Annotated in this window: 24 protein-coding genes and 1 tRNA gene; 9 read left to right on the top strand and 16 right to left on the bottom strand. The window is 58.0% G+C overall.

Features of this window, described 5'->3' with window-relative positions:
* Positions 1 to 55 precede the first annotated feature (55 nt).
* Positions 56 to 130: transfer RNA gene (locus tag FHU12_RS03715), tRNA-Arg, on the top strand.
* Between the two features lie 93 nt (positions 131 to 223).
* Here FHU12_RS03715 and FHU12_RS03710 read toward each other — a convergent pair.
* The 4 genes from FHU12_RS03710 to FHU12_RS03695 all read right to left on the bottom strand — a co-directional run bounded on the left by FHU12_RS03710 (position 224) and on the right by FHU12_RS03695 (position 4197).
* Complete coding sequence (locus FHU12_RS03710; RefSeq protein ID WP_230490626.1) at positions 224 to 1498, bottom strand: lactonase family protein; 1275 nt, start codon at positions 1496 to 1498, stop codon at positions 224 to 226.
* Between the two features lie 20 nt (positions 1499 to 1518).
* Complete coding sequence (locus FHU12_RS03705) at positions 1519 to 2319, bottom strand: helix-turn-helix domain-containing protein (RefSeq protein WP_141967497.1); 801 nt, start codon at positions 2317 to 2319, stop codon at positions 1519 to 1521.
* A 683-nt stretch (positions 2320 to 3002) separates the two neighbouring features.
* Positions 3003 to 3161, bottom strand: a complete 159-nt coding sequence (locus FHU12_RS03700) for a hypothetical protein (protein WP_230201404.1) — start codon at positions 3159 to 3161, stop codon at positions 3003 to 3005.
* Between the two features lie 64 nt (positions 3162 to 3225).
* Positions 3226 to 4197: a TIGR04086 family membrane protein gene (locus FHU12_RS03695; RefSeq protein ID WP_141967495.1), complete on the bottom strand. Its 972-nt coding sequence runs from the start codon at positions 4195 to 4197 to the stop codon at positions 3226 to 3228.
* A gap of 227 nt (positions 4198 to 4424) precedes the next feature.
* Here FHU12_RS03695 and FHU12_RS03690 point away from each other — a divergent pair, with 227 nt between their 5' ends.
* The 3 genes from FHU12_RS03690 (at position 4425) to dsdC (ending at position 7709) form a co-directional block, all read left to right on the top strand.
* Positions 4425 to 5921 (top strand): helix-turn-helix transcriptional regulator, encoded by a 1497-nt coding sequence (locus tag FHU12_RS03690; RefSeq protein ID WP_141967492.1) that lies wholly within the window; start codon positions 4425 to 4427, stop codon positions 5919 to 5921.
* Positions 5922 to 6055: 134 nt separating this feature from the next.
* A complete protein-coding gene (locus FHU12_RS03685; protein ID WP_141967490.1) occupies positions 6056 to 6307 on the top strand; it encodes a CsbD family protein in 252 nt (83 codons plus the stop codon).
* Between the two features lie 472 nt (positions 6308 to 6779).
* Complete coding sequence (dsdC, locus tag FHU12_RS03680; RefSeq protein ID WP_141967488.1) at positions 6780 to 7709, top strand: DNA-binding transcriptional regulator DsdC; 930 nt, start codon at positions 6780 to 6782, stop codon at positions 7707 to 7709.
* 11 nt (positions 7710 to 7720) lie between these two features.
* Here the strand turns inward: dsdC and FHU12_RS03675 are convergent, their stop codons facing one another.
* From FHU12_RS03675 to FHU12_RS03665, 3 genes are read right to left on the bottom strand one after another with little or no spacing between them, the layout of a single operon-like run.
* A complete protein-coding gene (locus tag FHU12_RS03675; RefSeq protein WP_141967486.1) occupies positions 7721 to 8023 on the bottom strand; it encodes a hypothetical protein in 303 nt (100 codons plus the stop codon).
* Positions 8024 to 8026: 3 nt separating this feature from the next.
* The gene (locus tag FHU12_RS03670; RefSeq protein ID WP_141967484.1) at positions 8027 to 8950 is read right to left on the bottom strand and encodes a DMT family transporter; all 924 of its coding nucleotides are present in this window, start codon (positions 8948 to 8950) and stop codon (positions 8027 to 8029) included.
* A 46-nt stretch (positions 8951 to 8996) separates the two neighbouring features.
* Entirely contained in the window at positions 8997 to 9287 is a 291-nt protein-coding gene (locus FHU12_RS03665; RefSeq protein ID WP_141967482.1) for a hypothetical protein, read from the bottom strand.
* A gap of 396 nt (positions 9288 to 9683) precedes the next feature.
* Between FHU12_RS03665 and FHU12_RS03660 the strand changes: the two genes are divergently transcribed.
* Complete coding sequence (locus FHU12_RS03660) at positions 9684 to 10835, top strand: porin (protein ID WP_025303743.1); 1152 nt, start codon at positions 9684 to 9686, stop codon at positions 10833 to 10835.
* A 57-nt stretch (positions 10836 to 10892) separates the two neighbouring features.
* Here the strand turns inward: FHU12_RS03660 and mltB are convergent, their stop codons facing one another.
* Positions 10893 to 11981 (bottom strand): lytic murein transglycosylase B, encoded by a 1089-nt coding sequence (mltB, locus tag FHU12_RS03655; RefSeq protein ID WP_141967480.1) that lies wholly within the window; start codon positions 11979 to 11981, stop codon positions 10893 to 10895.
* Between the two features lie 285 nt (positions 11982 to 12266).
* Here mltB and FHU12_RS03650 point away from each other — a divergent pair, with 285 nt between their 5' ends.
* Positions 12267 to 12722: a DUF805 domain-containing protein gene (locus FHU12_RS03650; RefSeq protein ID WP_141967478.1), complete on the top strand. Its 456-nt coding sequence runs from the start codon at positions 12267 to 12269 to the stop codon at positions 12720 to 12722.
* Here FHU12_RS03650 and pgaD read toward each other — a convergent pair.
* Genes pgaD through pgaA form a run of 4 tightly spaced genes read right to left on the bottom strand, consistent with a single transcriptional unit; the run spans position 12719 to position 18960 of the window.
* On the bottom strand, positions 12719 to 13159 hold the full coding sequence (gene pgaD / locus FHU12_RS03645; RefSeq protein WP_141967476.1) for a poly-beta-1,6-N-acetyl-D-glucosamine biosynthesis protein PgaD: 441 nt from the start codon (positions 13157 to 13159) through the stop codon (positions 12719 to 12721). The genes FHU12_RS03650 and pgaD overlap by 4 nt on opposite strands.
* Positions 13156 to 14490, bottom strand: coding sequence for a poly-beta-1,6-N-acetyl-D-glucosamine synthase (gene pgaC, locus FHU12_RS03640; RefSeq protein ID WP_141967474.1), 1335 nt, complete (start codon positions 14488 to 14490; stop codon positions 13156 to 13158). Before pgaC ends, pgaD begins: the two co-directional genes overlap by 4 nt.
* Positions 14487 to 16493 (bottom strand): poly-beta-1,6-N-acetyl-D-glucosamine N-deacetylase PgaB, encoded by a 2007-nt coding sequence (pgaB, locus tag FHU12_RS03635; protein WP_141967472.1) that lies wholly within the window; start codon positions 16491 to 16493, stop codon positions 14487 to 14489. The genes pgaC and pgaB overlap by 4 nt, the downstream gene beginning before the upstream one ends.
* Before the next feature lie 10 nt (positions 16494 to 16503).
* Positions 16504 to 18960, bottom strand: a complete 2457-nt coding sequence (pgaA, locus tag FHU12_RS03630) for a poly-beta-1,6 N-acetyl-D-glucosamine export porin PgaA (RefSeq protein ID WP_141967470.1) — start codon at positions 18958 to 18960, stop codon at positions 16504 to 16506.
* 581 nt (positions 18961 to 19541) lie between these two features.
* On the opposite strand from pgaA, the gene FHU12_RS03625 reads away from it, so the two are divergent.
* Positions 19542 to 19979: a type II toxin-antitoxin system HicB family antitoxin gene (locus FHU12_RS03625; RefSeq protein ID WP_141967468.1), complete on the top strand. Its 438-nt coding sequence runs from the start codon at positions 19542 to 19544 to the stop codon at positions 19977 to 19979.
* A gap of 402 nt (positions 19980 to 20381) precedes the next feature.
* Here the strand turns inward: FHU12_RS03625 and FHU12_RS27080 are convergent, their stop codons facing one another.
* Positions 20382 to 20567 carry a hypothetical protein gene (locus FHU12_RS27080; protein WP_185742376.1) on the bottom strand — a complete coding sequence of 62 codons (186 nt, stop codon included), beginning with the start codon at positions 20565 to 20567 and terminating at the stop codon, positions 20382 to 20384.
* Here FHU12_RS27080 and ypdK point away from each other — a divergent pair.
* Positions 20536 to 20610, top strand: a complete 75-nt coding sequence (ypdK, locus tag FHU12_RS03620; RefSeq protein WP_099782600.1) for a membrane protein YpdK — start codon at positions 20536 to 20538, stop codon at positions 20608 to 20610. The two genes, FHU12_RS27080 and ypdK, sit on opposite strands and share 32 nt — an antisense overlap.
* Positions 20611 to 20676: 66 nt before the next feature.
* Here the strand turns inward: ypdK and FHU12_RS03615 are convergent, their stop codons facing one another.
* The 3 genes from FHU12_RS03615 to FHU12_RS03605 all read right to left on the bottom strand — a co-directional run bounded on the left by FHU12_RS03615 (position 20677) and on the right by FHU12_RS03605 (position 23200).
* On the bottom strand, positions 20677 to 21201 hold the full coding sequence (locus FHU12_RS03615) for a cytochrome b (RefSeq protein ID WP_141967466.1): 525 nt from the start codon (positions 21199 to 21201) through the stop codon (positions 20677 to 20679).
* Positions 21202 to 21311: 110 nt separating this feature from the next.
* A complete protein-coding gene (alaC, locus tag FHU12_RS03610; RefSeq protein ID WP_016926818.1) occupies positions 21312 to 22541 on the bottom strand; it encodes an alanine transaminase in 1230 nt (409 codons plus the stop codon).
* A gap of 119 nt (positions 22542 to 22660) precedes the next feature.
* The gene (locus FHU12_RS03605; RefSeq protein WP_141967464.1) at positions 22661 to 23200 is read right to left on the bottom strand and encodes a GNAT family N-acetyltransferase; all 540 of its coding nucleotides are present in this window, start codon (positions 23198 to 23200) and stop codon (positions 22661 to 22663) included.
* Positions 23201 to 23368: 168 nt separating this feature from the next.
* Here FHU12_RS03605 and FHU12_RS03600 point away from each other — a divergent pair, with 168 nt between their 5' ends.
* Positions 23369 to 24613, top strand: coding sequence for a DUF1479 domain-containing protein (locus FHU12_RS03600; protein WP_141967462.1), 1245 nt, complete (start codon positions 23369 to 23371; stop codon positions 24611 to 24613).
* Positions 24614 to 24689 lie beyond the last annotated feature (76 nt).

Below are 24689 nucleotides of genomic sequence, written 5' to 3'. Positions count from 1 at the left end.
TCTGCGGGTAAAAAAAGGTATAATGCGCCGGCAGCTTCGGTTGCCGGTCCGCAGCGTCCCCGTAGTTAAACGGATATAACAAGCCCCTCCTAAGGGCTAGTTACTGGTTCGATTCCAGTCGGGGACACCATTCTTTCTCATCAAGCCATTCCCCATCATCTGCACCCGCAATTCCCCTTTTCCCCTGTTCAGACCCGGTTTCTCCCGCGCCTTATGATGGGCACTAATTAAAAAACTTAATATCCGTCGGCGTTGAAATCGCCGCCGCTTCACCTCTGGCCTGCAATTCGCCCTTCTCATCATCGAAATCGAACAGCATAACGGTGTTGGTGAACACATTCGTGACATAGAGGTAGCGGCCGCCGCCATCGAAAGCGAGCGCACGCGGCTCAATGCCGCCGGCCTCATAACGCGTAGGCACGCCTGGCAGACCGTCCCTGCCTATTTTTAATACCAGCAGGTGGTTATCGGTACCGCGATGGGTGGCAATAAGATATCTGCCGCTCGGGCTCAGGATAATGGCCCCACCGCTTTTCGCCTCCGCCGAATCGAGGCCGCCGTTCAGTTTCACTTTCCCTCTCAGAGTCAATCGATTGTCGTTAACGGCAAACGCCTCGATCTCACCCGCCATTTCAGTGATGACATACGCATATTCGCCTTCTGGCGAGAACACCATGTGCCGTGGACCGGTGCCGGGCGCAAAGCCAACATCGCGCGAAGCATCCGCCTGCAGCGGCTGCGCGTTATCCGGGCGATAACGGTAGGCGTGCAGCTTATCGCCGCCGAGATCCGCCGCGTACAGGTATTGGCCATCGCGGCTGAAGGTGGTGGAGTGCGCATGCCCGCCTTCCTGGCGCCCCTGCACGATGCCGGAGCCGGGTATAAACGGGTAATGCTGCACGCGTTCACCCAGTTTGCCGTCGCTGCGAATCGGCAATACCGTCACCCCCGCGCCGCCTTTAGCAACGGAGTAGTTGGCGACAAACAGAAACTTGCCGTCCGGGCTGAGTGTGGCATGCGTCGGCTGCCGACCCGCGCTGATCACCGTATTCAGCACCCGCAGGCTGCCGTCTTTGTCTATCGCCAACGCAGTGACCGTTCCCGCATCCTCTTCATTGGTGACATAGGCGAAACGGCCATCGCGGGATGTTACGACCCATGACGGGCTTTTCATCTTAATCACATTGAGCAACGTTAACGTGCCGTCGCCATTTACCCTCAGACGATAGAGCCCTTCACTGGGGTGCGCCGGTTTCTGCACCGCAGGCGCATCCGGAATATGGGTCCAGGTGCCGACTAACGCTATTTGATGAGGTTCCCGATTATTTGCCATCGCATTTCCTGAAAACATGAGGAGCGTTAATGCCAGCGCTAATTGAATAGCCTGCCTGCCTAAACCTTTAACGTTCACTCTGCCAAAGGCAGGCAACGTTAAAGGTAGCATAAAGAGCGCACGGTGGTGTTTATTAATCGAGCCAGAGGGTTTATCTATACTCATGATGCCTCCTTTCCTCAACACTACGCCACAGGAATAAGTATATCGACATTGATGATCTTACTGTTTAAATGCTCGGGCCTGTATAATTCGATAAAAAAGCTCTCCCTCATTTTGACATTAATAGCCGGCAGATGGGCGTCATAGATACCCTCAAAAAAGGCAATATACTCAGGAAGCTCCCCTATAAAGGGAATAACAATATACTTCCCCATAGGTATATAGAAGTTAAATATGGAATGAAAAACCTCTTGCTCCTTGCTGGAGGCATATGCTCTCCCTCCTTTTCTTTTTTCTACGCTATAAGCCCTTCCATTTTTGCCTAGCCATTTATCATTCGTCTGGGTAATGTCACTGGCATCTCTGTACTTCCTTACGGAGTGGAAAATCAATGCTTTGTACTGCTTCAACATCTCGATATCATCCGGCATGACCGTATGATAAAAATAGGGTTTATTGTCGCTGCCATACGGTGGGATCTGGGTGGAGAAATCCCATCCCCGGCTGTTTCTAAAGCTGTTGGGCGTTTCGCCAAAAAAACGTTTGAATGCCCGCGTGTAGCACTGCTGAGAAGCAAAGCCCGATGCCAGAGCGACATCCAATATGTTACCTTGATGCTGTTTGAGCAAGACAGCGGACCGGCTCAGTTTTCTATTCCTGATATACGTCCCTAACGTAATGCCAAAATAGTGTTTAAACAACCGTTGCAAATGCCATTTAGAGTAACCTGAGATTATGGAAACCTTCTCAACGGAAAGCCCCTCTATAATATTTTTCTCCATATACTCCAAGACCTGTACAAGAATATCTTTTCTATAATCCATGAGCGCTCCCTGTCTTTATAAAAGTCGTGTCCTTTTTATTAAAATCGGCAACCTCTCAAATCAAGTCATTAAGATTAATCCTAAAAAAAACCACCTTGTCAATGCAATTTTTTCGGCATAGGAAAAGTCATCATATAAATAACTGAAAATGATCATGTTATATAAATGCGCTTGCGAAAAACCCGTAAATAAAAAATGCCTCATGCAAAGTGCATCCATTAAAGATGCACTTGCTCGGCCAAGGCGAATCACACTTTATGTTAATTGTTTTATCTTAAAGTGTTTTTTCACACCCCCGCGGCATGACCAAATAGGAATTTCATCATTACAAATTAAAATGCATTTTATAATCAGACCGATTGATGAAATTTATTGAGACTAATGAGTAAAAACATGCGCCGTGGTTGAAAAAAGATAGAGGTAGACCCATTGCCTGAACATCAGGCCAGATAATCACAGTTCGTAATGGCGCGTTGCTTTTATCTCTTTTCCAACACTGCGAGGGACCGATATTTTAACATATCTTGCTCAATGCCCTATTTTACCCTCCACGCCAATTGGGAGCGCCACTTATGCCCCGCTCTTCCCTCGTAACAGTGCCGTGTCTGATTGCGCTGTGCTTTGTTGCCACAGCACAGCAAAAAGCCCGGCTCGTAAAGCCGGGCTTTTCATCAACGGACTGATTAATCCGCCAGGTTGTCGATCTCTGCGGACCTGTGCTTACGCAACAGATACAGCAGCAAAGACACCCGCCGCTCGGTGCGTTCCGGGGTATCCGGCGGCAGGTTGTAGCGCAGGGTATAGCGCTCGTTGTTCTCATTGCAAAAATCGATGACGAGCACGGGAGCAGAGGCTCCCGCCACTTTTCGATAATTCAGCGAGATACACGACAGATTTTTTTTCATCTCAACTCACCGCGACAGTGCGGCGGGTTGATTCGGCAATCCGCCCCACGCCGGCGCTCAGCGCGGCGCCCAACAGCAGCACCAACAGTGAACCCCACGCGGCGCGAGACAGCTGTCTGGCCGCTTCATCGGCCGCTTCACGCGCTTTCTGCTCGGCCTCGGCCTTGAGTTTTTCCACTTTCTGCACCGCCTGCTGGTAAGCCTGAGCGTAGTTATCGACGATTTGGCTCGCTTCATCGCGGCTCTTGCCGGTACGCGCCGCAACGATATTCACCAACGCATCCTTGTCGGCCGCGCTCAGCGTCGGCTCACCGGACTGCTTGACGCGGTCGAACCACTGCTTAAGCTCGGAGGCGGCCTGCACCGGATCGGCAGCCGCGTCCATGGCTGATTGTTTGCCGTCGGCGGTCGCTCTATCGGCCTTCTGTTCTAACCGAGCCGGATCCAGTTCCGGCTTACCGGTCTGCTTGAGCGTGGCGTTCAACTGATTTTCCAGGCTTTCCCAGTCAAGGCTAATGCCCTTTTTATCCAGCTGTTGCTTGAGGCCTTCACCCACGTTTGGCGCTGCCGCCGCCAGGCCGCTGCCCGCCAGCGAAAGCCCTTTGCCCACCGCGCTGCCCGCCAGCCCCACCACACCACTCGCCAATGAAACCATCAGCCAGGTGGTCAGCAAGGTGGTGATCGCCCAGCTCAACAGGCCATGCAAACCGCCGCGGTTCGGCGCGGTGCGTCCGGCGACGAACGCGCCGGCGGCCAGCGATGCCAACGAGGAAACCAGCAGCCAGATCCCGGTGCCGGTGCCAAAGCCGCTCAGCGGATTGCCCTTTTGCATCATATCCACGGCCTGGGCGCCAATAGCCGTGCCCAGCACGCTGAAGATCAGATAAGTCACCAGCGCCACGGCACTCCCGGCCAATATCGAGCCCCATGACACCTGAAACGCAAAGCGATTTGATTCATAGACAGTGGTCATCGTTGTTCCTTATATTTTCTGGACAAGTGATTGCACGCACGGTGGATCACCGCGCAGACAAATTCAGTCTGCCGCGCGGCGTCATCGGCCGTCCCGGTTCATTTGCGCCAGAATGACTAGTGCATTCACACCCTGCGAATACGCACGTTATGCACTAAGCTGCTCAGCGAGTAGCGTAACCCGCGGCCCCGTCAGAGGTCGCTCCCCTTCTGTCTAGCGGAGAGCACATGAACCCATCCGTCCTGGCCAGCGAAACCCACCGCGGCCACCTGCAGCAAATCATCTCCGGCTTGTCCGACGGCGTGATCCTGACGGATACCGATCAAACGCTGCTCTGGGCCAACGAGGCCGCGTTGGCGATGCACGGCGTGAGCCACCAGAAAGCCCTGGGGGCCAATGCCGACGAGTACGCGGCGCGTTTTGCCCTGCGTTATCGCAACAATCACCCGCTGGCGCTGAAACAGTACCCGCTGAACCGGGTTGCCGATGGCGAAACCTTCACCGACGTGGTGGTGGAGGTTCGGCAGGTCGACGATCCGGAGAGTTTCTGGGTGCACCGCCTGCGGAGCCTGATTATCACCGATGCGCAGGGGCAGCCGGAGCTGCTGGCGCTGATCCTGAGCGACGCGACGGAGTGGGCCAGCGCCGAACAGCGCTTTGAAAAAACCTTCAACGCCAATCCGGCGCCGGCGGTCATTTGTCGGCTCAGCGATCTGCGTTACGTCAAGGTCAACCAAGGGTTCCTTGATATGACCGGTTACCAGCGTGAACAGGTTATGGGACGTTCGGTTTATGAACTCGACGTTTTGGAACAGGCAGAGCGCAAAGAGCTGGCGGTTCAGCGCCTGGGGGAAGGCGCCACCATCCCGCAGATGGAGGCCGAGCTGAAACTGCCCGGCGGAGGAAGCAAGCTGGTGGTGGTTGCCGGTCAACCGCTGGATATCAATGAAGACGACTGCATGCTGTTCACTTTTACCGATCTCGAGCCCCGGCGCCTGGCGGAATCGGCGCTGCGAGAAAGTGAAGAGCGGTTCGCCAAGGCATTTCGCCTGAGCCCGGTGCCGACGCTGGTGTGTACCGCGCACGAGCGGCGCGTGCTGGACGTCAACGAAGCATTCACCCGCACTACCGAGTACGACGCCGAAGCGTTAATCGGCAAAACGGTCGATGAGATCCAGTTTATTGACGATCCCGAGGCGAACCGCCGTTTGTTTGCCGCACTGGAAAAAAGCGGCAACGTTGAAGGGCTGGACATCCAGGTGCGAAAGAAAGGGAACGAGTTAATCGACTGCGTGGCCTCGGCGGATGCCGTCAGTATCCATAATGCGCCCTGCTACCTGCTGGTGCTCATGGACATTACCGAACGCAAACGCTCGGAGCTGGAGCTGGTCAATGCCATCGAAGAAGTGATGCAGGATGCCTCGTGGTTCAGCCAAACCCTGATCGAAAAACTGGCCAACGTGAAAAGCATCAACCGGCCCGACCAGGCCGGGTTTGCCGCCAGCGATCTCACGCCGCGCGAGCGCGATGTGCTGGAATTGATTTGCGAGGGGCTGCCGGACAAGAAAATCGCGGCGCGTCTCAATCTGGCGCTCAACACCATCCGCAATCATGTCGCGACGGTCTATTCCAAACTCGGCGTGCACAGCCGCAGCGAAGCCATCGTCTGGGCCAGAGAGCGCGGGCTGTTTACCGGCGGAGCGGCCTCCAGGAACGGCAAATAACCTGCAAATGCACTATCCGCACCAATGCAAACGCCCCTTATGAGCGCAGAGTGAAGTGCATAACATGGAGGTGCAAATGCAGGCTTTCGCCCTGTGCGAGAGCCAAACGGATCGAACCTTAGGAGCGCATCATAATGAACAGCGAAAAAGCCAATGGCATGATGGAAAAAGTGGCAGGCAAAGCGCAGGAAATGGCGGGCGATGTCACCGGAAACGAACGTTTGCAGGCCGAAGGCGCCACGCGCTATGCAGCGGGCGCGCTGCAAGAAAAATTCGGTGACGCCCTGGGCTGCGCCGGCAGCATGATGAAGAAAAACCCCCTCGCCGCATTAGCCCTCATTGCCGGCGCAGGTCTGTTGACCGGCCTGCTGCTGCGCCGCCGTTGATGCGCGCCGACCAGCACACCGCTTTTCACTGAATGTCGCGCCCGGCAGGTCACCACCGGGCGCGGTTCTTTTCGGCCAAAGAGCGAACATGCGATCTTATCGATTTATTCATCCGTTGCGCCGGCAATGATGACTAACGGGTACTCCGCGTCGTCACGACGGAGAATTATTGTGACTAAGCCGTTATATCCCTTATTAAATACGAGCCTTTATCGTTCAGGCTGTCGCATACCGTCATTACTCGCCGTTTAACAACGCGTCATTTTATTATATTCATCCTATTCCTGATTATCATCAGCGTCTCAATCAAAGCGCCCACCGGCTGTTATTTCCGGTTTTTATACGCTTCATCGGCCTATCATCAACATCGCTAAAACCGTCAGTTTAAAAACCGACTCTATCAGTCAATCTGGGTTTATCCCTCTCTTCATTAGATGTTAATATTGGCGCATTGCGCGCACGGAGAAATAGCATGTTCCCCAGTAAAAAACATTCACAGCGGGCCACCCCGCTCACCAGCTATCAATTTTCCCGGCTGCATACTTTCGAATGCGTCGCCCGCCATTTATCTTTTGCGCTGGCGGCGCAAGAATTGTCGATCACCCCGAGCGCCGTAAGCCACCGCATTAATTTGCTCGAAAAAGAATTGGGCTTTCTGCTATTCCAGCGCTTTCATCGCAGAATTACCCTGACGCCGGAGGGCGAGCGCATGCAATGGGCGCTGAACAGCTCGTTCAACACCTTGAACCAGGAAATTCTGGACATCAAAAATCGCGAGTTGACGGGGACATTGACCCTCTACTCGCACCCGTCTCTGGTGCAATGTCTGTTGTTGCCGCGCATCGGCGACTTTATCGCCCAGCACCCCACCATTCACCTCAACATTTTGACCGGGCAGGAAATCATCAACCTGGCCAACCGCGGCGTGGATCTGGCGATGTACTTCGGCAAACTGCCCTCGGGGCGGCATCTGGACGAGGCCTTTATGCAGGAATCGATGGTGCCGATTTGCACGCCGCAGTACGCCGCCGCACATAACCTGTACGATGCGCCGGAAAACCTGGTCCACTGCACGCTGCTGCACGATCGCTACAACTCCGGCGAAGATGAGTGGCAAACCTGGTCGCAACACTTTGCGCTGGGGCTGGATACCGACAGTAAAAGCATGGAGTTCGACCGTTCCGATCTCGCGGTGCTGGCCGCCACGCGGCACCTTGGCGTCGCCATGGGGCGGCTTAATCTGGTGCAGGACTGGATCAAAAGCGGCGAGCTGATCATTCCGTTCACCGATATGACCGTGCCCTGCGAGCACTGCTATTTTACCTCGACCATTTCCGAGCGGCAGTGGCCCAAGATCCTCGCATTTAAGCAGTGGATCATGAAAATCTCCCCTCTGGTCTGATGGCCAGAGGGTTAGCGCTCTACTTTGGGGGAATAAGAAAAATGCAGCGCGCAGGCGTAGAGCCGGCCGGCCTTTGAATAAGAGATGTATTTGCGGCTTTTATCCCAAGCCAGCAGGGAGTTATTGGCAAAATAATAAACCTCCAATTGCATCCCATTCGCCAACCTCGACCAGCCTCGGCTTCTTATCACGGTAAAATCACCGTTATCGCTGAGCGTAATCAGCGGCACGCCCCAGGCATAGCGGGATATTTGCAACTGAATAATGAATTGGCTTTCGCAGCTTATTTGGTAGTTCTGTACATCAACATCCATAATTTATATTTTTGGTGCCACCCTTCGGTCAAAATAAATAAGATATGAACAACTCACCACGATTAACCCCAGCACGATCAGCACGGCCCCCAATACAAACTCAATTTGCAGCGGTTCGCCGAGAATGACGACCCCCGCCAGGATGCCGAATACCGGCGTCATAAAGGTGAGAATGCCCAGCGAGGAGGCCTGATAACGGCGCAGCAGTGAAAACCAGATCAGGTAGCTGAAAAACGACACGATCACCGTTTGGAACAGCAGGCTGCTCCAGGCCACCGGGCTCAGGACGACGTGCAAATTGTCCGTCGCTATCGCCAACAGCGACAGCAGTACACTGGCGCCCATCAACTGGAACAGCAGCGTCTGTTTGGCCGGGCACTCCGCCAGGCGCGTGGTACGGATCACCAGGGTAGAACCACCCCAGGCGATCCCCGCCAACAGGCCATAGAAATCGCCTTTCAGCCGATCGGCTCCGCCGCTTCCCTCAGCCATGCCCGATATGGCCAGCACCACGCCGCCAAAGGCGATGAGCATGCCCAGCCACTGCACCGGTGACAGGCGCTCCTGAGGAAGGCGAAAATGCAGGCCGAGGGCAGAAAACAGCGGCGCGGTGTACAAAAACACCGCCATATGCGAGGCGCTGGTGTAGCGCAGCCCTTCGGAGACAAAAAAGAACTCCAGCGCGAACAATGCCCCTACGCTCAAACCGGCGCTCAGCGTGGCGCGATCCCAGGTGAAACACTCACCGCGGCAACGCGCCAACAGGTATACCCCCAGCGCGGCAAGGCCCGAGCGAATGGCAATTTGCAGCACCGCCGACACATCCTGCTCGGCGGCCTTGATCGCCACCTGCTGCATCCCCCAGATGGCGCAAAGCATCACCATGGCGGCGGCGGCCCTGCCGTCAATACCGACTCTTGCATTCATAATAGGATTCTCGCCGTCGTTGAAATAATAACAGGCTACCGTCGAATTATTCTTTATACACCACGATTTCCTGATAAAGCTTAATAACCTCACCATCGCTGTCTACGGAGTCGGTATATTCAGTTTGCTGCGCTAAATGAATCACCCTCCATCCTTTACGCGCCAGTTCCGGCATCGTCAGGCGCCCCACGCCGCGGCAGGTAAACAGGGTGTCGTCAGATAGCCTGAGTTTACTAACCTCCGCATAATCATAGGCTTGAGAATGGCAAACGTGCGACTCCGCCGCCATCGCCGGCAGTGAAAATAGCCCCACTAACAACATTAACAGGTTTCTCATGGCGACCTCCCAATCGCTTATTCCTGCCGGCCGATTACGCAGAAATGGCTAACGTTAATACGGTGGTGACAGGTTGAAATTAATTATCTCTTGCAAGACTGAAATTACAGGCAGGTGCCGGTGACTGACAAATGAAAAATATAAACCTTGGCGTTAAATGAATTCATCCGAATCGAAAGACATAAATAATGCCCCTTTTCACCGCACGAAATGGTCAAAAACCGGCCAATAATTAGCAAGAAAAGTAATTATTTATCTCACCGTTTATGTTACAAATGCCGCCCGCCGCTAAAACACCAAAAAAAACCGTCAAAATGCGTGAAAACGCAGCGTTCTGCGCAAAACATCGGCATGGCGGCGCTGATGGGACGGTCATACATAAAACAGGGATAACATATGGCAATGAAATTGCGCGTAGTGACTCAAGCGGTGGCGCTGGGTCTGGCGATCGGCAGCGCGTCGTTCGCCGCTCAGGCAGAAATCACTCTGCTGAAGCAAGATCCACAGGCCGGCGATCCGCTCAGCCGCCTGAACTTCACCGTTGGCGGCAGCATCCGTCCGCAGTTCAACAACATGACGGGCGACGGTGACAAGGGCTCCTACAAGCGTAACGGCTTCGATGGCGGCACCCGTTTCCGTTTCGCAGCGGACTACTACCTGTTCGACGATATCAGCTGGATCAGCTACTACGAGCTGGGTGTGAACATTCCGGCGCTGTTTGACTGGGATCACCACTATGCCGACGGCGCGAGAAACACCAGCCGCCGTATGCTGTATACCGGCCTGAAAAGCAACACCTGGGGCCAGATGACCTTCGGTCAGCAAAACAGCGTTTACTATGACGTGGTTGGCGCCAAGACCGATATCTGGGACTACGACATGCTGGCCCAGGCACCGGGCAACGGCATCAACGGCGACTACGACGGCTCTTACCGTTCACGCAAAATGCTGAAGTACAAGAACCGCTTCGGCGATGCGGACGTTTACGCCTCGTACCTGTTCAGCGACAGCGACTACCTGCCGGGCAACGGCCTGCGTTATAAGCGCAAAGGCGGCGGCTCACTGGGCGTGGATTACCACATTACGCAGGATCTGACCTGGGGTACCGCCTGGAACTACACCCGCGCCGAAATGCGCAACCCGTCCACCAGCGGCAGCAAGAGTTATGACCAGAACATTTTCGGTACCGCCATCAGCTGGAAACCGGACAACTGGACGCTCACCTTCGGCGGCGGTTACTACAACGACTTCCTGACCACCAAGAAAGCCGACGTCAATAATTACTTCGCCGGCGATGCGTGGGGTATCGAATACCTGGCCGGTTATACCGTGCCGGTGGGTCAGTATGCCGTGAAATCGGTGATGCCGTACTTCATGGGCGACCGCCTAGAATACATCAGCGGCCGCAACTATCAGCGCATCGACAACGGCCTCGGGGTTACCGTACAGTTTGACTACGGCTTCCGCGTTGACGTAGAGCACGTGCTGACATCGAGCACCGACAACCTCGGTGATATGACCGTGGTGCGTCTGCGTTACGATTTCTGATTGCTCAGAACGTAAAAAAGGCCGCGTAAGCGGCCTTTTTCGTTGATTGAAGCAGCGTCAGAAGCCGCCGCGCGCCGAGCGCCCTACCGCTTCGCCCAGTTGCCACACCGCCATGGCGTAGTGGGTACTGTGGTTGTAGCGGGTGATGGTGTAGAAGTTCGGCAGGCCGTACCAATACTGGTAGCCGGTGCCGACGTCCAGCCGCAGCAGACTGGCTTCCTGATTATCACCGAGCGATCCCTGCGGGCTTAGGCCGGCTTCAGCCAGTGCGGCGACCGAGTAGCGAGTCTTGAAGCCGTTTTCCAATCCCGGCGCCTGGCCGTTGGCCTGAATGGCGACCGGCTCGCCTTTAGACCAGCCGTGCGCCTTGAAGTAATTGGCCACGCTGCCGATGGCATCGACCGGATCCCACAGGTTGATATGCCCATCGCCGTTGAAGTCTACCGCATAGCTTTTGAAGGAAGAAGGCATGAACTGCCCATAGCCCATTGCACCGGCGAAAGAGCCGCGCAGCTCGAGCGGATCGTCACCTTCGGTGCGCGACATCAGCAGGAAGGTTTCCAGCTCACCGGCGAAGTAATCGGCGCGGCGCGGGTAGTCGAAGGCCAGCGTCGCCAATGCGTCGATAATACGGGTTTTACCCATTACGCGGCCCCAGCGGGTCTCCACGCCGATAATCCCCACAATGATCTCCGGCGGCACGCCGTACACCTGCCAGGCACGCTGCAGCGCATCCTGATATTGATTCCAGAACACCACGCCGTTTTGCACGTTATCCGGGGTGATGAACTTGTTGCGGTAGCGCAGCCAGGAGCCGTTCGGCCCGGTTGGCCCCTGGGTAGACGGCGTCGGCGCCTGCCTGTCCATCAGCCGCAGCACCGAATCCAATCGCCGAGCCTGCGCCAGCACGTCGTGCAGCTGCTGCCGGTCAAACCCGTGTTCCTGCACCATCTTATCGATAAAGCGTGCGGTATTCGGGTTATTGGCGAAATCCCCTCCCAGCGGCGCGCCGCTGTGCGCCGGGCTCAGCAAAAAGCCGCCCTTTACCGAGGTGCCCTGCGGCGTAGCGGTGGGACTGGGTTTCGGCGTGCTGCTACAGGCAGCAAGCAAGGTAATCAGCGGTAAAAGCGCAACCAGGTGACGCATCGGATATCCATATAGCCATGCAAGAGATAAGTGGGAGTTATGTTAATGCATTGTTCAATGCGAACAAACAGGATTATGCCGCCAATTACCGCGTCAGGTAGCCAAACGTGCCAAATTGTGACGTTTTGCACGGTGAAAGGACGCCCGGTGCGGCCACGCGGAATCTTAACCGCAACTAAATGAGAAAAATTATCACCTTGACGCCCCCGTTTACCCCGCTAAAATGCCCGGCTGCTTGCCATTCGGCCACCGCCGGGCGGCCAATGATGACGACAACGGACTGTGATGGAATCTCTCGGACAACTCGCCAAAGACCTATACCATGGGCGCATCTCGCGCAAACCCTTTGTTTTCTCGCTGGCGATCTTCGCCGTCGGCATCGTGTTGCTGTCGTTTCTGTCGACCTACCTGGATAAAAACCATTTTCGCGCCCATGCGCACGGCGATACCGAAGAATTCGTCTCGGTGTTGCTGTACCTGCTGTGCATCATGGTGTGGGCGCTGTTCTGTTTTGGCCTGGTGACGTGGTTTATGGCCAAAACCGCGTTTCGGCTCAACGATATCGGTCTGCCCGGTTGGGCGCTGGCCGTGGCGTGCTATGTGTGCTCGGTGCTCAACAACTACTCCCCCGGCCCGGTGGCGCGCTGGCTGCCGCTGTTCAGCCTGGCCGTCATGATCTGCGCCCTGCTGTTGCCGCCGGGCGGGCTGCGCCGCAAGCCGGACGGCAACGCTGGCGATTAACGCAGCTGCACCACCTTGTTCGCTGCCGGTTCGGCCGCCGTCAGCCTGCCGCTGACCTGGCTGATGCCGCCGCCGCTGTTATGGGACACCACGGCGATCGGCAAACGCCGCAGCTGCCGGGTCAGCTCCGGTGTGATATAGCCGATGTGGGTGTTCTGTTGCTGTTTCCGCCAGCGGCCGGCCGCCCTGCGGCGGGAGAAATACTGGTTGTATTTGGCCCAGGCGATCAACGTGACGGCATTGAACAACGCCACAATGATATACAGCGAGATCACCTCCAGCAGCGACAGGGCGGAACCCACCCCGTGCTGATCCAGCACCGACATCAAGCCGCGGCTGAACAGATAAAGGAAGCCGCACCAGGCGAAAAGCGTCAGCAGGCTGTCTACCACGCGCGGCAGCAGGCCGCGTTCGGAATAAATCAGGACGTCCGTCATTCTTTGATCCTCCCAATGCCCCGATCGGGGCTGATCCAGCGCGCACGCCCGCGCCGAGCTTTCAACATCACTTTGGAAAACGCCACCAGCGTGGTCAGCAGGCTGAGCAGCCAATACACCAGCGGATACCAGATGATCCAGAACAGCGAGCGGCCGAAGCCCTTCTCATAACGCTTCTCCAGCAGCAGGCTGACGGTGAACTGCAGCAAGCACACCACGCCCAGCACCAGGCCGGTAAACGCCGGCGTCAGCAACGAGTGAATGCGGATGCCCTCCGGCAGCGGCACCGCCAGCCCGACCAGGAAAATAAGCACGCTGACCAGGTAAGTGAACGCCCACAACGTGGAGAGGCAATACTCGGCGAACAGCAGCCACATATGCCGGTGCTCCCAGGCCCACAGGTTGCGCAGATTCTTTAAAAACACCTCGGCGCCGCCCTGCGCCCAGCGCAGGCGCTGCTTCCACAACCCGCGCAGGGTCTCCGGCATCAGGATCCAGCACAGCGCCCGCGGTTCGAAGAAAATAGCCCAGTGCTTGAGCTGCAGCTTCCAGCTGATGTCGATGTCTTCGGTGATCATGTCCTGGCTCCAGTAGCCGACATCGGTAAGCGCTTGCTTACGAAACGCGGCCACCACGCCGGAGATGGTGAACAGGCGCCCATAGACGCGCTGCGTGCGCTTGATAAGGCCGATGATCGACGAGAACTCACCGACCTGGATGCGGCCGATCAGCGTGGAGCGCGTGCGGATGCGCGGGTTGCCGGTCACGGCGCCGACGTGCGGATTGGCCAACAGCGGCGCCACCAAATAGGCTGCCGCATCGCGATCCAGCAGCGCATCGCCGTCGATGCACACCAGATACTCGCTGCGCGCCGCCGCCGCGCCCGCCTGCAGCGCGATCGCCTTGCCCTGATTTTGCGCCAGATGGATCACCCGCAGACGGGGGAACTCCAGCGTCAACTGGTCCAGCACCTCGGCGGTGTCATCGCTGGAGCCGTCATTGATGGCGATCACTTCGATATTTTCATAGCGCTGCGCCATCGCCGCCGAAATGGTTTCACGCGCGTTCAACCCTTCGTTGAAACAGGGGATCAGCACGCTGATCGACGGGTTGCCCGGCAGCGCCGGCGCGGGCATGTCCGGGCTCCAGCGCCAGTGGCGCTCGCGGTGCAGCCAGAAATAGATGCCGCCGGCGATCCAGATACCGGACATGAACAGCGGCCAGAAGAACACAAAGTTGAGCAGCATTTCGCCGGTAAACAGCAGGACGATGCCGAAAGGCACGCTCAACACCAGACACAGGATAAATAAGGCAATTAAACGATCGGTCATGGCAGTGGGAACCAGGCTGAGGACAACACCGGGCGAACGGCATCCAGCTTAGGCCGATCGTCGAGGAAGTTGTCGGGGTAATAACCAAAGCTCTGAGCGCCATTGCGCTGCAGGCGACGCATCCATTCGGCCAGCAGTTGACCGTCATCCAGGCTGATCCGGCGCTCCTTGCGCCAGTCGACAGCCTGCAACTCAAACACCGTTTTATCGAGCGCGCCGGGGTAAGCGGCCACTTTACCCACCAGTTGATCCAGCCAGCGACCGCTGTCGGCGCGCGGCACGTTTTCCATCAGCGGCATCGCCATCGGTGCTACCCAGTCGTAGGCCTGCAGGAAATCCGCTAAATTCTGGCCGAACCAGGCTTCGCTGGCGGGATCGAGGACCGGCATCGCATAGATGTTGCGCGCGGTTTGCACCTGCGGGCCGCGGATCGCCCGCACTCGCTCGGTCAGCGACTGGGTAAACGCGATCAGTGCCCGGCTCTTGAAGCGTGTCCAGCGCGCCATCGCCTGCGGATCCTGACGTATCGCCGCCACCGAATCGGCGAAGCCGGCCTGGCGGTAGGCCGCAACGGCGTCGGGGCCGGCGTCTTCGAAGTCCGACAGCAGGGCATCGTCGTGGAACAGGATCCCTTTGAAGGTGGCGTGGGCCGCCAGATCCTCGTAGATCTCACCGATGCGCTGGCGCGCCACCGGGCTGAACGGCGACAGGCGGCGGTACTGCTTGTCGTCTATCGACAGCTGCCCGCTTTGCGGATCGAGGCGCTGTACGCGCGGCACGTCAGATCCCAGTTCGAACGCCAGCACCGGCATCCAGGCATATACGGCCACGCCGGTGCGCGAAGAGAGCTGCCAGGAGACCCGGTTAAACAGATCGGCCTTCATCGGCAGCCAGCGGTTGGGGAAATAGAGCTCACGCACGTTGCCGTCGCCTTTTGGATCGGCGAACGCCTGCAAGAAAACGGTATTGATGCGCAGGTCGTAGATGCGCTGGATCAGCTTGTCGAGGTTTTTGGCCTGCTGCTGCGGATCGGGATCGTAGAGGTAGTCGAGATCGACGTGCGCCACCCGCATGATCTGCCGATTCTGTATTTGCGTCAGTTGCTGAGCGAAGCTCGTCAACGACGGGTTGCCGGCCACCAGCATGCGCGGCACGTTCTCAGGCGCGTTGACGTCTCCCAGCCCGTTCTCCAGCGTCAGCGCCATGCGGTAACCGTGCTTGCGCGCGATGTCCAGCGCCACACCGCCGGCCGCACCGTACGGCCAGACCCACACGCGCGGCGCCTTGCCGGTGGTGGCGGTGATGCGCTGGGTGATCAGCGCCACGTCTTTCTCGATGCGTTGGCGGTATTCCGCCTCACTTTCGTAGCGGCCCTGTTTGGCGTCGTACAGCCGATTGGCGACCGCCGGTTCGGTATTGCCCTGCGGGTTGGCGATGCCGCCGTAATGCGAAGCGTAGGTGTGCGCGCCGATCTCCACCAATCCGGAGTCCGACACTTCCCGCACCTGCTGCCAAGTGAGGAAGCGATCGCGAGGCGTCATCAGGCCGCCGAAATCGACCGGCTTGCCGGCCGGTGCATCCAGCCAGACGCCGACCGGCGCCAGCACCGCCGGCCAGTTGTAAGCCTTCAGCAGCGGGAAGACCCGGCTGTAGAAGCTGCGGTAGCCGTCGTCGAAGGTCAGCAGCACCGCCTTGTTCGGCAACGCCGGTCCGCCGTTTTGCGCCTGCAGGATCTGCTCGACCGACACCGGCTGGTAGCCGTTTTGCTTCAGCCAGGCGAACTGTTCGTTAAGCGCGCTGGTGCGCACCGACATGTAGCGCTGGTCCGCCGCGCCGTCTTCCACGTCGTGATACGCCAGCACCGCGTAACGGTTGGCCGGCCACGGGCGTTCCATCGGCCCCACGGGGCGCTCCGCCGGTGGCGTGAAGCGCGGCACATCCGCCTGGCTGCAGGCGGTGGTCAGCAACGCGGCCAGCACTAAAAGCGAGGATCGAATAAGCATGATGATTCCTTTAAAAACGATAATTCAGATCAAACGTCACGCCGATGTTTCGCTCGCGTTTGCCGTCGTAAGGATGCTTCTCAAACTGCAGCATCGCGCCGGCGTCCAACACCCCGTTCCAGCTGACACGCTGGCCGTAACCCAGCTGAGTGATCGGCTTGCGCGCATAGTCCCGCTGCCAATAGCTGCCGGCACCGGCCTGAAACTGCTGGCTCCACTCGGTCTGATAATGGCGATACAGGGTGTGATCGAGCGTTAACGATGGCAGCAGCGTGAAGTCGCGCTTCGGGTTGTAATACGGCACGTTCTCCTGGCTGTTGCGGCTGCCGGACAGCGTCAGGTTCATGTCCAGCCGATAACGGGCGCCGGCGAGCAGCCGCTGCCGCCCTTCCAGGCCGTATTCCAGCCGGTTGTTGCCGTCCGAAAAGTGGGAAGGCGCCACGCTGGCGCGCAGCTCGCGGCTTTCGTTCTGCTGCCAACGCAGCCACAGGTTGCCGCCGTTGGCGCTGATGCCGTTGGTCAACGCACGCAGCGGCGTCTCGGCCGACAGCCGCGCCACCGAACCGCCGAGGCGCCATTGATCATTCAGGTCATACCAGGATGAGAGGCGCAGGCCGAGCTCATTGCCGTGGCCGTAGTTGCGGTTGGCCACCTCGGCCTCCAGCCACAGATCGCGCGACCGCCACTCGGCGCCGGCGCTGAGATCGCGGTTGATGCCCTTGCCCTCCTCGAACTGGCCGGTGCTGAATCCCCAGCCGGTGAACAGTCGCCAGTTGTCGTCGATCGGCGGTGAATAAAGCGCGGTGTGGATACCGAAATCGTGGCTGCCACTGACCGGCCCGTCGGAGTCGATGCCCTGATTGCCGCTGATGCGCAGTTCAGACATGTGGTGAATGCGGCGCGAACGTTCAAGCTGCTGAGCGGCGACGCTTTCCGGCGCGCGCTGGATGACGTCGTCGGCCAGCAAATCCAGCTGACGCCACTCCTGCAACTCCTGCGCGACATAGCCCTGTTGGATCTCCAACGGCAGGCTGCGCGGCTCCAGCCCTTCCACCTGCTTCAACTCATCCTCGGCACGGCGCGGCCAGCCACGCGCCAAATAAACGCTGGCCAAGGAGATGCGCAGCCCCTGATTGCCCGGCGCCGTGCGCGCCAGAGGGGTCAGTTGCCGTTCGGCCTCGGCCAGATCGCGTTGATAAACCCGCGACTGCGCCAACAGCGATTGGCCGACCAGCCAGTCATCGTTGTAGGCCAGCGTCGGCAGCTGGTACAGGCGGGTCGCGTAGGGATAGCGCTGGCTGACGCGCTGCGCCAGCAACGCCGCCTGATCGATGCGTTCGTTCTCCGCCTGCGCGTAAAACAGATCGGTTTCGTCTTCGGCAGTCACCGCTTTCGGCGCGGCGGCGTTCAGCCGGCCGAAAATGGCCTGCGCCTTGTCCGGCTGCTGCAGATAGAGGTAGGCGGACGCCGCCCAGCGCTGGGCATAATCCGGCACCGTACGCCCTTCCGCCTGCAAGGTTTGATACTCGCTCACCACGTCGGCCATTCGATAACGCGCCAGCAGCGCACCCAGGCGATCGATACGTGCCTGTTGGTAGCTGTCCTGCGCCTCCGGCAGCGGCCGCCACTGCGTCAGCAGTTGGTCATAGCGCGCCAGCGCGCGGTCGGCAATGACGAAGCGTTCCTGTTCGCCGCGAGCATCGATAAACGACAGCCGCACCAGCTCGGCGGCTTCATCCGCCTGCAGGCGCCGCTGCTGCGCGGGCGGCAATGCCAGCCCTTGGCTTTCACGCAGCGCCGGATCCGCGACCCGATTCGCCGCCAGCAGCGTCACGTAATAAGCCTGAATACCGGTGTCAGACGGCGCCAGCGCACGGGCGTGGGTAACGTTTTCCAGCGCCGCCCAGCTGCGGCCGGCGGCCTGGTCCACATAGGCGCGCGTCAGATACCACGTCGCCGGCTCCAGCAGCTTCTCCGCTTTGGCCACTTCCGTTTGCGCCTGCGCATCCCGTCCGGCATCCGCCAGCGTCATCACATAGCCGCGCTGCAGACCGCCGTCGGCGGGAGCGAGCTGCAACGCCGCACGCCACAGGCGCAGCGATGGCTGCCACTGTTTCAGGTTGCGATAGGCGCGAGCCGCCGTCGCCAGACTGGCGCTATCCCGCTGCAGCGCGGCGCCGTCAGCACGCCAAAGCGCGACCACCTCTTCGTCGTGGCCGGCCCAACCGGCCACCTGGATATAATCGGCTCGCTGCTGCAGGCTCAACCCCTCCTGAGCACGCCGCTGCGATAAATACGCCAGCACCGGCGCGGTATCGCCCGATCTGGCCTGACGGATCAGCGCGTCATAGCGTTCATCCGCCAGCGCGGCGGCCGGCAGGGATAAACCGATAAGCAGCAATGACGCTGCATATTTGATAGCGCGGCGTTCGGTAAAGCGTAATGAACGCGAGTTAACTTTAGGCACGAGGTATTCCTTTAATCCGTGAGCAGCTGTCCTGGCAAAGTGGAAATGCGAGCAGGCACCCGAAAAATCGGCTAAGGCCGTCGGGTAATAAGCATGGAGTAATGAATATTTCAGTCTGGCGCACGCTTAAATAGAATCGAATGCGCCTTTGCCTAAAAAGAGTATTTTATAAAGCTGACAATGAATACCGCAGCCAGGTGATATCTGCCTAAAACTGTAATTTCACAATTGTTAATAAGTGAAATAACAAAAATTAAATCAATAAAAATCAATTATATGCATTTTTATCATGATCAATATTCTTATCCCTCCCCTTCCATGTGAAATTGTATAAAAACCGGGGTGATATTTGATTTTAATTCTCATTATCACCCATCAACAGAGATATTAATCCAAGCGCCTAATTAAATAATCTTTCTTCCCGGAAAAAATAATAAGAATATTGCTCACAATAAAATTAAATTTGCCTGCTAATAATTATTACTTTCAATTTAAATTCCCCCACGGCTACGTTCATGCTGGCTATCTCTCGGGCATGCCGTCACAATAGCGCCTCATTCAGGTTTCAATCAGGGATTGCCATGTACAGCCACTACCCCGCCCATTACACCTTCGACAGCGACAGCGACGCCTGGCAGATCGGTTTCCACGACTTCCCCGAGTGGCAATCTGCCTGCTATAAACGCGAAGACATCGAGCTGGAAGCGCAGGAAAGCCTGCTGGCCGCCATCGCCGCCACGATGGATGAAGGTCTGCCTTTGCCCGCCCCTTCTCCTGCGCAAACCGATGACTTGAAAGTACACCTGCCGGCGCTGGTGGCGCTGAAGATCGAGCTGCACAACGCCATGCTGCGCAAAAACACCGGCAAAGCAGAGCTGGCACGCAAGCTGGGATTCAACGGCGGGCAAATGGAGCGGTTGCTGGATATCGGCTACGCCTCGAAGGTTGAAGCGTTGGAGCAGGCGCTGTATCTGCTGGGCTACGAAGTGCGCGTGACAATAAGTGAAGTTTGCCAATAAGTTAGCGGCAGGTAAGCGAAATATTATCCGATGGGGCTAAATCTTCCCCATTTTGCGCCGATATGATCGTTACCTAATCACTTGTCGCAACAACGAAGGCTAAAAATGGAGTGGAGTCGCCGTCATATCTGGGCCGTTATTCTGCTGTCTTGTCTCGTTTTTTGGGTCATTTTGGCGACCGGCATCAACGCCGTCGCTTGAGCGCCGGCACCGCATTGAATACCCCGATTTTAAAACCCCGCAGCGGCAGGCTCCTTCCTGTCGCTTGCCCATAAAAAGCGTTATAAAACAGTCCGCGCTGTGCAAAAAACAGCCGAAAATTGTGATCAAAAACACAGTATTGAAATCAGACCAGTATTGAGAGTACATTAGCGCCGATCCTGTCGCGGTTCGGATTTTACCTCACGGAGCATGAGGCGCGACAACCGGACAACCCGTACGTAGGGCCGTTGTTCTTTCATTTGGAAGAATCCGCCCGACAAGCAGGTTGCCCATAAAATACTCAGCACAACAATCGGGATCATTGCTGGCGAGGACTCCAGACAGGAGTTGTTCAGTGAAATATTTTTTGATGGGCGTGTCATTCATGCTGGTTGCCTGGGTTGGCACCTTCATGTTGATGGTTGCCTGACGGTAGCCAGACCAGGAACACAGCCAAAGGGACGCGCAAGCGTCCCTTTGTCGTTTCTGCTGACGATCATTTGCCCGGCATCATGCGGCGCAGGGTGTCGTCTTTACGCAGGTAGTGATGATACAGCGCCGCCAGCGCATGTGCGCCAATGATAAAGTAGCCGATGTTCGCCAGCGTCTCATGAACCGTTTTAACCAGCTTGCGCATCACCGGATCCGGCGTCACCCATTGCGGCACCGGCCAGCCCAGCAAAGACCACGATTTCCCGCCGTAGGCCAGGGTTAACATGCCCAGCAGCGGCAACATCAGGAAGACCACGTACAGCAGCCAATGGAAGATCTTGGCGCCTACCTCCTGCCACTCCTCCAGCGACGGCGTGGTCGGCGGCGTCGCGTGGAAAGCGCGCACCGCCAACCGAATCAGCATCAGGGCAAAAACCGAAGCCCCAAAATTAAAGTGCAGATTTTTGACCATCGGCGCCCACGCTTCCGGCACCGAATCTTTCAGCAACATCGCCGCATAGGTGAGGATCACCATCAGCAAAGTCAGCCAATGTAAAACGATTTGCGATCGCGCGTAGCGGTTGCTCATACACTCTATCCAAAAAATAAAATTCAGCGTAATTGAGCATAATGGGGAAATGATGAAGAAAACCTTGGGACGGAAAAAATAAGGCCGGGCGAACGCCCGGCCTGACAGGATTATTTGGCGCTGCCGGCCTTGCCCGGTTTCAGCAGCCCGTCCGCGCGGAACATCGCCTTGATGCCGCGCACCGCCTGGCGGATGCGATCCTGATTCTCGATCAGCGCGAAACGCACATGGGTATCGCCGTAGTCGCCGAAGCCGATGCCCGGCGAGACGCAGACCTTGGCTTCCGCCAGCAGGCGTTTGGCAAACTCCAGCGAACCGAGGTGGGCATAAGGCTCAGGAATTTTCGCCCATACGTACATCGACGCCTTCGGGTTTTCCACCATCCAGCCGGCCTCGTGCAGCCCCTTCACCAACACGTTGCGGCGCTGCCGATACTGCTCGGCGATATCGCGCACGCACTGCTGATCGCCTTCCAGCGCGGCGATGGCCGCCACCTGCAGCGGCGTAAAGGTGCCGTAATCGTGATAACTCTTGATGCGCGCCAGCGCGCTGACCAGTTCAGGGTTACCGACCATGAAACCGATGCGCCAGCCGGCCATGTTGTAGCTTTTCGACAGGGTGAAGAACTCCACTGCAATGTCTTTCGCCCCCGGCACCTGCATGATCGACGGCGCTTTCCAGCCGTCATAGACGATATCGGCATAGGCCAGATCGTGGATCACCAGCACGTTGTACTGCTTGGCCAGTGCCACTACCCGCTCGAAGAAGTCCAGCTCTACGCACTGGGCGGTCGGGTTGGACGGGAAGCCGAGGATCATCATTTTCGGACGCGGAATGGTTTCCCGAATGGCGCGCTCCAGCTCACCGAAGAAATCCACGCCGTCCACCAGCGGCACCGAGCGCACCTGGGCGCCGGCGATCACCGCGCCGTAAATGTGGATCGGGTAGCTGGGGTTCGGCACCAACACGGTGTCGCCGTGATCGAGGGTCGCCAGCATCAGATGCGCCAGCCCCTCTTTCGAACCGATAGTGACGATGGCTTCGCTTTCCGGATCGATATCCACCTGATAACGATCGGCATACCAGCGCGAAATCGCGCGGCGCAGGCGCGGAATGCCGCGCGAGGTGGAGTAACCGTGGGTGTCGTCGCGCTGGGCGACGGCGCACAGTTTTTCCACGATGTGCGGCGGCGTCGGGCCGTCGGGGTTACCCATGCTGAAGTCGATAATATCCTCGCCGCGACGACGTGCGGCCATCTTCAGTTCGGCGGTGATGTTGAATACATAAGGGGGAAGGCGTTCAATGCGCGTGAAACGGCGCTGTGGACTGTTATCAGCCATAGGGGATTCCTCGATAGACGTTAGCGCCCGGACCGTCCGAGCGACGCTGGCCAGCGAACTGACCGAATATCGAACATAGCGCAGCGCCGACGAGCTTGTCGATACCCGGCGCGATATTTTTATTTGCCGCCCTGAAACTCCGCCGCCAATAGCCCGAACAGCCAGTCGTCGCACCACTGCCCCGCCAGACGGTAGTTGTCGCGCAGCGTGCCTTCCAGCTGAAAGCCGCACGATTCCAGCAGCCCGCGCGAAGCGAGGTTACCCGCGGTCACGGTGGCGGTCAGCTTATGAAAGCCGCAGGCGTTCACCGCAAAATCCAGCACCGCCCGCAGCGACTCCTTGCCATAGCCCTTGCCCTGCCCGGCAGGCAGACTCCCGTATCCCACTTCCGCCTGCCGATACGGCACCCACTGCGGGCGAAAACCGGTAATGCCCACCGCCTCTCCGCTGTGCTTCTCACGCATCACCAGACACAACCACTGCTCGCCGTGTTTGTCCCAGGCCGGCAGCCGAGCCTCAAACCGCTCGCGGATCGCCGCTTCGCTGAGCGGATCGGCGATATAGCGGATCACATCAGGATCCTGGTAAAGGCGCAGAAACATCGGCCAGTCCTCGGCGGTTATCGACTGCAAGATCAGGCATTCAGTGACCAGCTTCATAAAATCTCCGAAAAACGAAAAAGAGGAACTTACGAATGAAAGATATCTCTTTATTTTCCCCGATGGGTTGCCGATAATCATTCACGTTAAAACCACAAAACCATAACGTCTTGCCCGATTCCCTACAACTGCCCGCCGCCGTTATCCACGCGGCACCAGGAGAACACCATGGCCTCTTTAGTCATCGACGATATTCCGCAGGCGATCGTTAACGTCAAACGCCAGCTGCGCCAGGCATTGCCGAACTACCGCGACGTATTTCTGGCGCTGGAAGAGAACATCCGCGGCCAGGTCGAACAGATCCGCCGCGAGCTGGCCGCCGGCCACAATCCGGTGCCGCAGATCGACGCGGAAGATATCCTGCAGCAGCGCGTCAGCGAACAGCAAATAGCGCTGATCAAACAGCGCGGCGCCTGCGCCATTCGCGGCGTGTTTCCCCGCGCCAAGGCCGAGGACTGGAACCGGGAAATCGGCGACTACCTTGAGCGTAACAACTTCGTCGAGCGGTTGAAAAACGCCGCTGAAGACAACTATTTCGGCAAGCTGGCCGCCAGCAAACCGCAGATCTACGGCATCTATTGGTCGAAACCGCAGGTCGAGGCGCGGCAGGATGCGCGCATGCATGCGGTACAGGTGTTCCTCAACAGCCTGTGGGCCACCGAGAGCAACGGCAAACAGCATTTCGATCCGACCCGCGTCGCCACCTACGCCGATCGGACCCGCCGCCGCCCGCCGAACTCCTCGTCGCTGGGCCTGTCGCCGCACGTCGACAGCGGCACCATCGAGCGCTGGCTGGACGAAAACTTCCGCTATGTGTATCGCCACGTTTTCTCCGGCGACTGGCAGCAGTACGATCCCTTTGCCGCCGACGGCCGCACCGAGGTGCGTGAGATAGCCTCCCCGGCGGTCTGCTCGATGTTCCGCACCTTCCAGGGCTGGACGGCGCTGACGCCGCAGCGCACCAACGCCGGCACGCTGAACCTGGTGCCGATCGCCAACGCCATGGCCTATGTGCTGCTGCGCGCGCTGCAGGACGACGTCGCCGACGACGATCTGTGCGATGCGGCGCCGGGCCGCGCGCTGTCGATCTCAGAAAAGTGGCATCCCCTTTTATTAAGTGGGATTTCCCCTATTCCCGATCTGGAGCCGGGCGACACGGTCTTTTGGCACTGCGACGTGATCCACGCGGTGGAGAACGAGCATAACGGCGAGTTCGACAGCAACGTGATGTACATCGCCGCCGCACCGGGCTGCGCGAAAAACGACGCCTATCTGCAGCGCCAGCTGCCGAGCTTTATCGACGGCAGAACGCCGCCGGACTTCGCCCCCGACGACTTCGAGGTGGATTTCGACGGCCGCGCCACCGTCGACCTGCTGACGCCGCTGGGCAAAGCGCAGCTCGGCATAGGCTGATCCCCCGCCCGTGGCGCACGCCACGGGCCCCTTTCGCTGTGGTATACTGCCGCCATCCGTAGGCCGCAGCGAGAAC

Source organism: Serratia marcescens (assembly GCF_006715005.1).
Classification (GTDB): Bacteria; Pseudomonadota; Gammaproteobacteria; order Enterobacterales; family Enterobacteriaceae; genus Serratia; species Serratia montpellierensis.
The sequence above is the reverse complement of the archived record's forward strand: the minus strand, read 5'-3'. Positions and strand labels throughout refer to the sequence as shown.

Coding starts and splice junctions, on each gene's coding strand:
- FHU12_RS03710 (WP_230490626.1), bottom strand. CDS start 1,498: ATGAGTATAGATAAACCCTCTGGCTCGATTAATAAACACCACCGTGCG.
- FHU12_RS03705 (WP_141967497.1), bottom strand. CDS start 2,319: ATGGATTATAGAAAAGATATTCTTGTACAGGTCTTGGAGTATATGGAG.
- FHU12_RS03695 (WP_141967495.1), bottom strand. CDS start 4,197: ATGACCACTGTCTATGAATCAAATCGCTTTGCGTTTCAGGTGTCATGG.
- FHU12_RS03690 (WP_141967492.1), top strand. CDS start 4,425: ATGAACCCATCCGTCCTGGCCAGCGAAACCCACCGCGGCCACCTGCAG.
- FHU12_RS03685 (WP_141967490.1), top strand. CDS start 6,056: ATGAACAGCGAAAAAGCCAATGGCATGATGGAAAAAGTGGCAGGCAAA.
- dsdC (WP_141967488.1), top strand. CDS start 6,780: ATGTTCCCCAGTAAAAAACATTCACAGCGGGCCACCCCGCTCACCAGC.
- FHU12_RS03675 (WP_141967486.1), bottom strand. CDS start 8,023: ATGGATGTTGATGTACAGAACTACCAAATAAGCTGCGAAAGCCAATTC.
- FHU12_RS03670 (WP_141967484.1), bottom strand. CDS start 8,950: ATGAATGCAAGAGTCGGTATTGACGGCAGGGCCGCCGCCGCCATGGTG.
- FHU12_RS03665 (WP_141967482.1), bottom strand. CDS start 9,287: ATGAGAAACCTGTTAATGTTGTTAGTGGGGCTATTTTCACTGCCGGCG.
- FHU12_RS03660 (WP_025303743.1), top strand. CDS start 9,684: ATGGCAATGAAATTGCGCGTAGTGACTCAAGCGGTGGCGCTGGGTCTG.
- mltB (WP_141967480.1), bottom strand. CDS start 11,981: ATGCGTCACCTGGTTGCGCTTTTACCGCTGATTACCTTGCTTGCTGCC.
- FHU12_RS03650 (WP_141967478.1), top strand. CDS start 12,267: ATGGAATCTCTCGGACAACTCGCCAAAGACCTATACCATGGGCGCATC.
- pgaD (WP_141967476.1), bottom strand. CDS start 13,159: ATGACGGACGTCCTGATTTATTCCGAACGCGGCCTGCTGCCGCGCGTG.
- pgaC (WP_141967474.1), bottom strand. CDS start 14,490: ATGACCGATCGTTTAATTGCCTTATTTATCCTGTGTCTGGTGTTGAGC.
- pgaB (WP_141967472.1), bottom strand. CDS start 16,493: ATGCTTATTCGATCCTCGCTTTTAGTGCTGGCCGCGTTGCTGACCACC.
- FHU12_RS03625 (WP_141967468.1), top strand. CDS start 19,542: ATGTACAGCCACTACCCCGCCCATTACACCTTCGACAGCGACAGCGAC.
- FHU12_RS27080 (WP_185742376.1), bottom strand. CDS start 20,567: ATGAATGACACGCCCATCAAAAAATATTTCACTGAACAACTCCTGTCT.
- FHU12_RS03615 (WP_141967466.1), bottom strand. CDS start 21,201: ATGAGCAACCGCTACGCGCGATCGCAAATCGTTTTACATTGGCTGACT.
- alaC (WP_016926818.1), bottom strand. CDS start 22,541: ATGGCTGATAACAGTCCACAGCGCCGTTTCACGCGCATTGAACGCCTT.
- FHU12_RS03605 (WP_141967464.1), bottom strand. CDS start 23,200: ATGAAGCTGGTCACTGAATGCCTGATCTTGCAGTCGATAACCGCCGAG.
- FHU12_RS03600 (WP_141967462.1), top strand. CDS start 23,369: ATGGCCTCTTTAGTCATCGACGATATTCCGCAGGCGATCGTTAACGTC.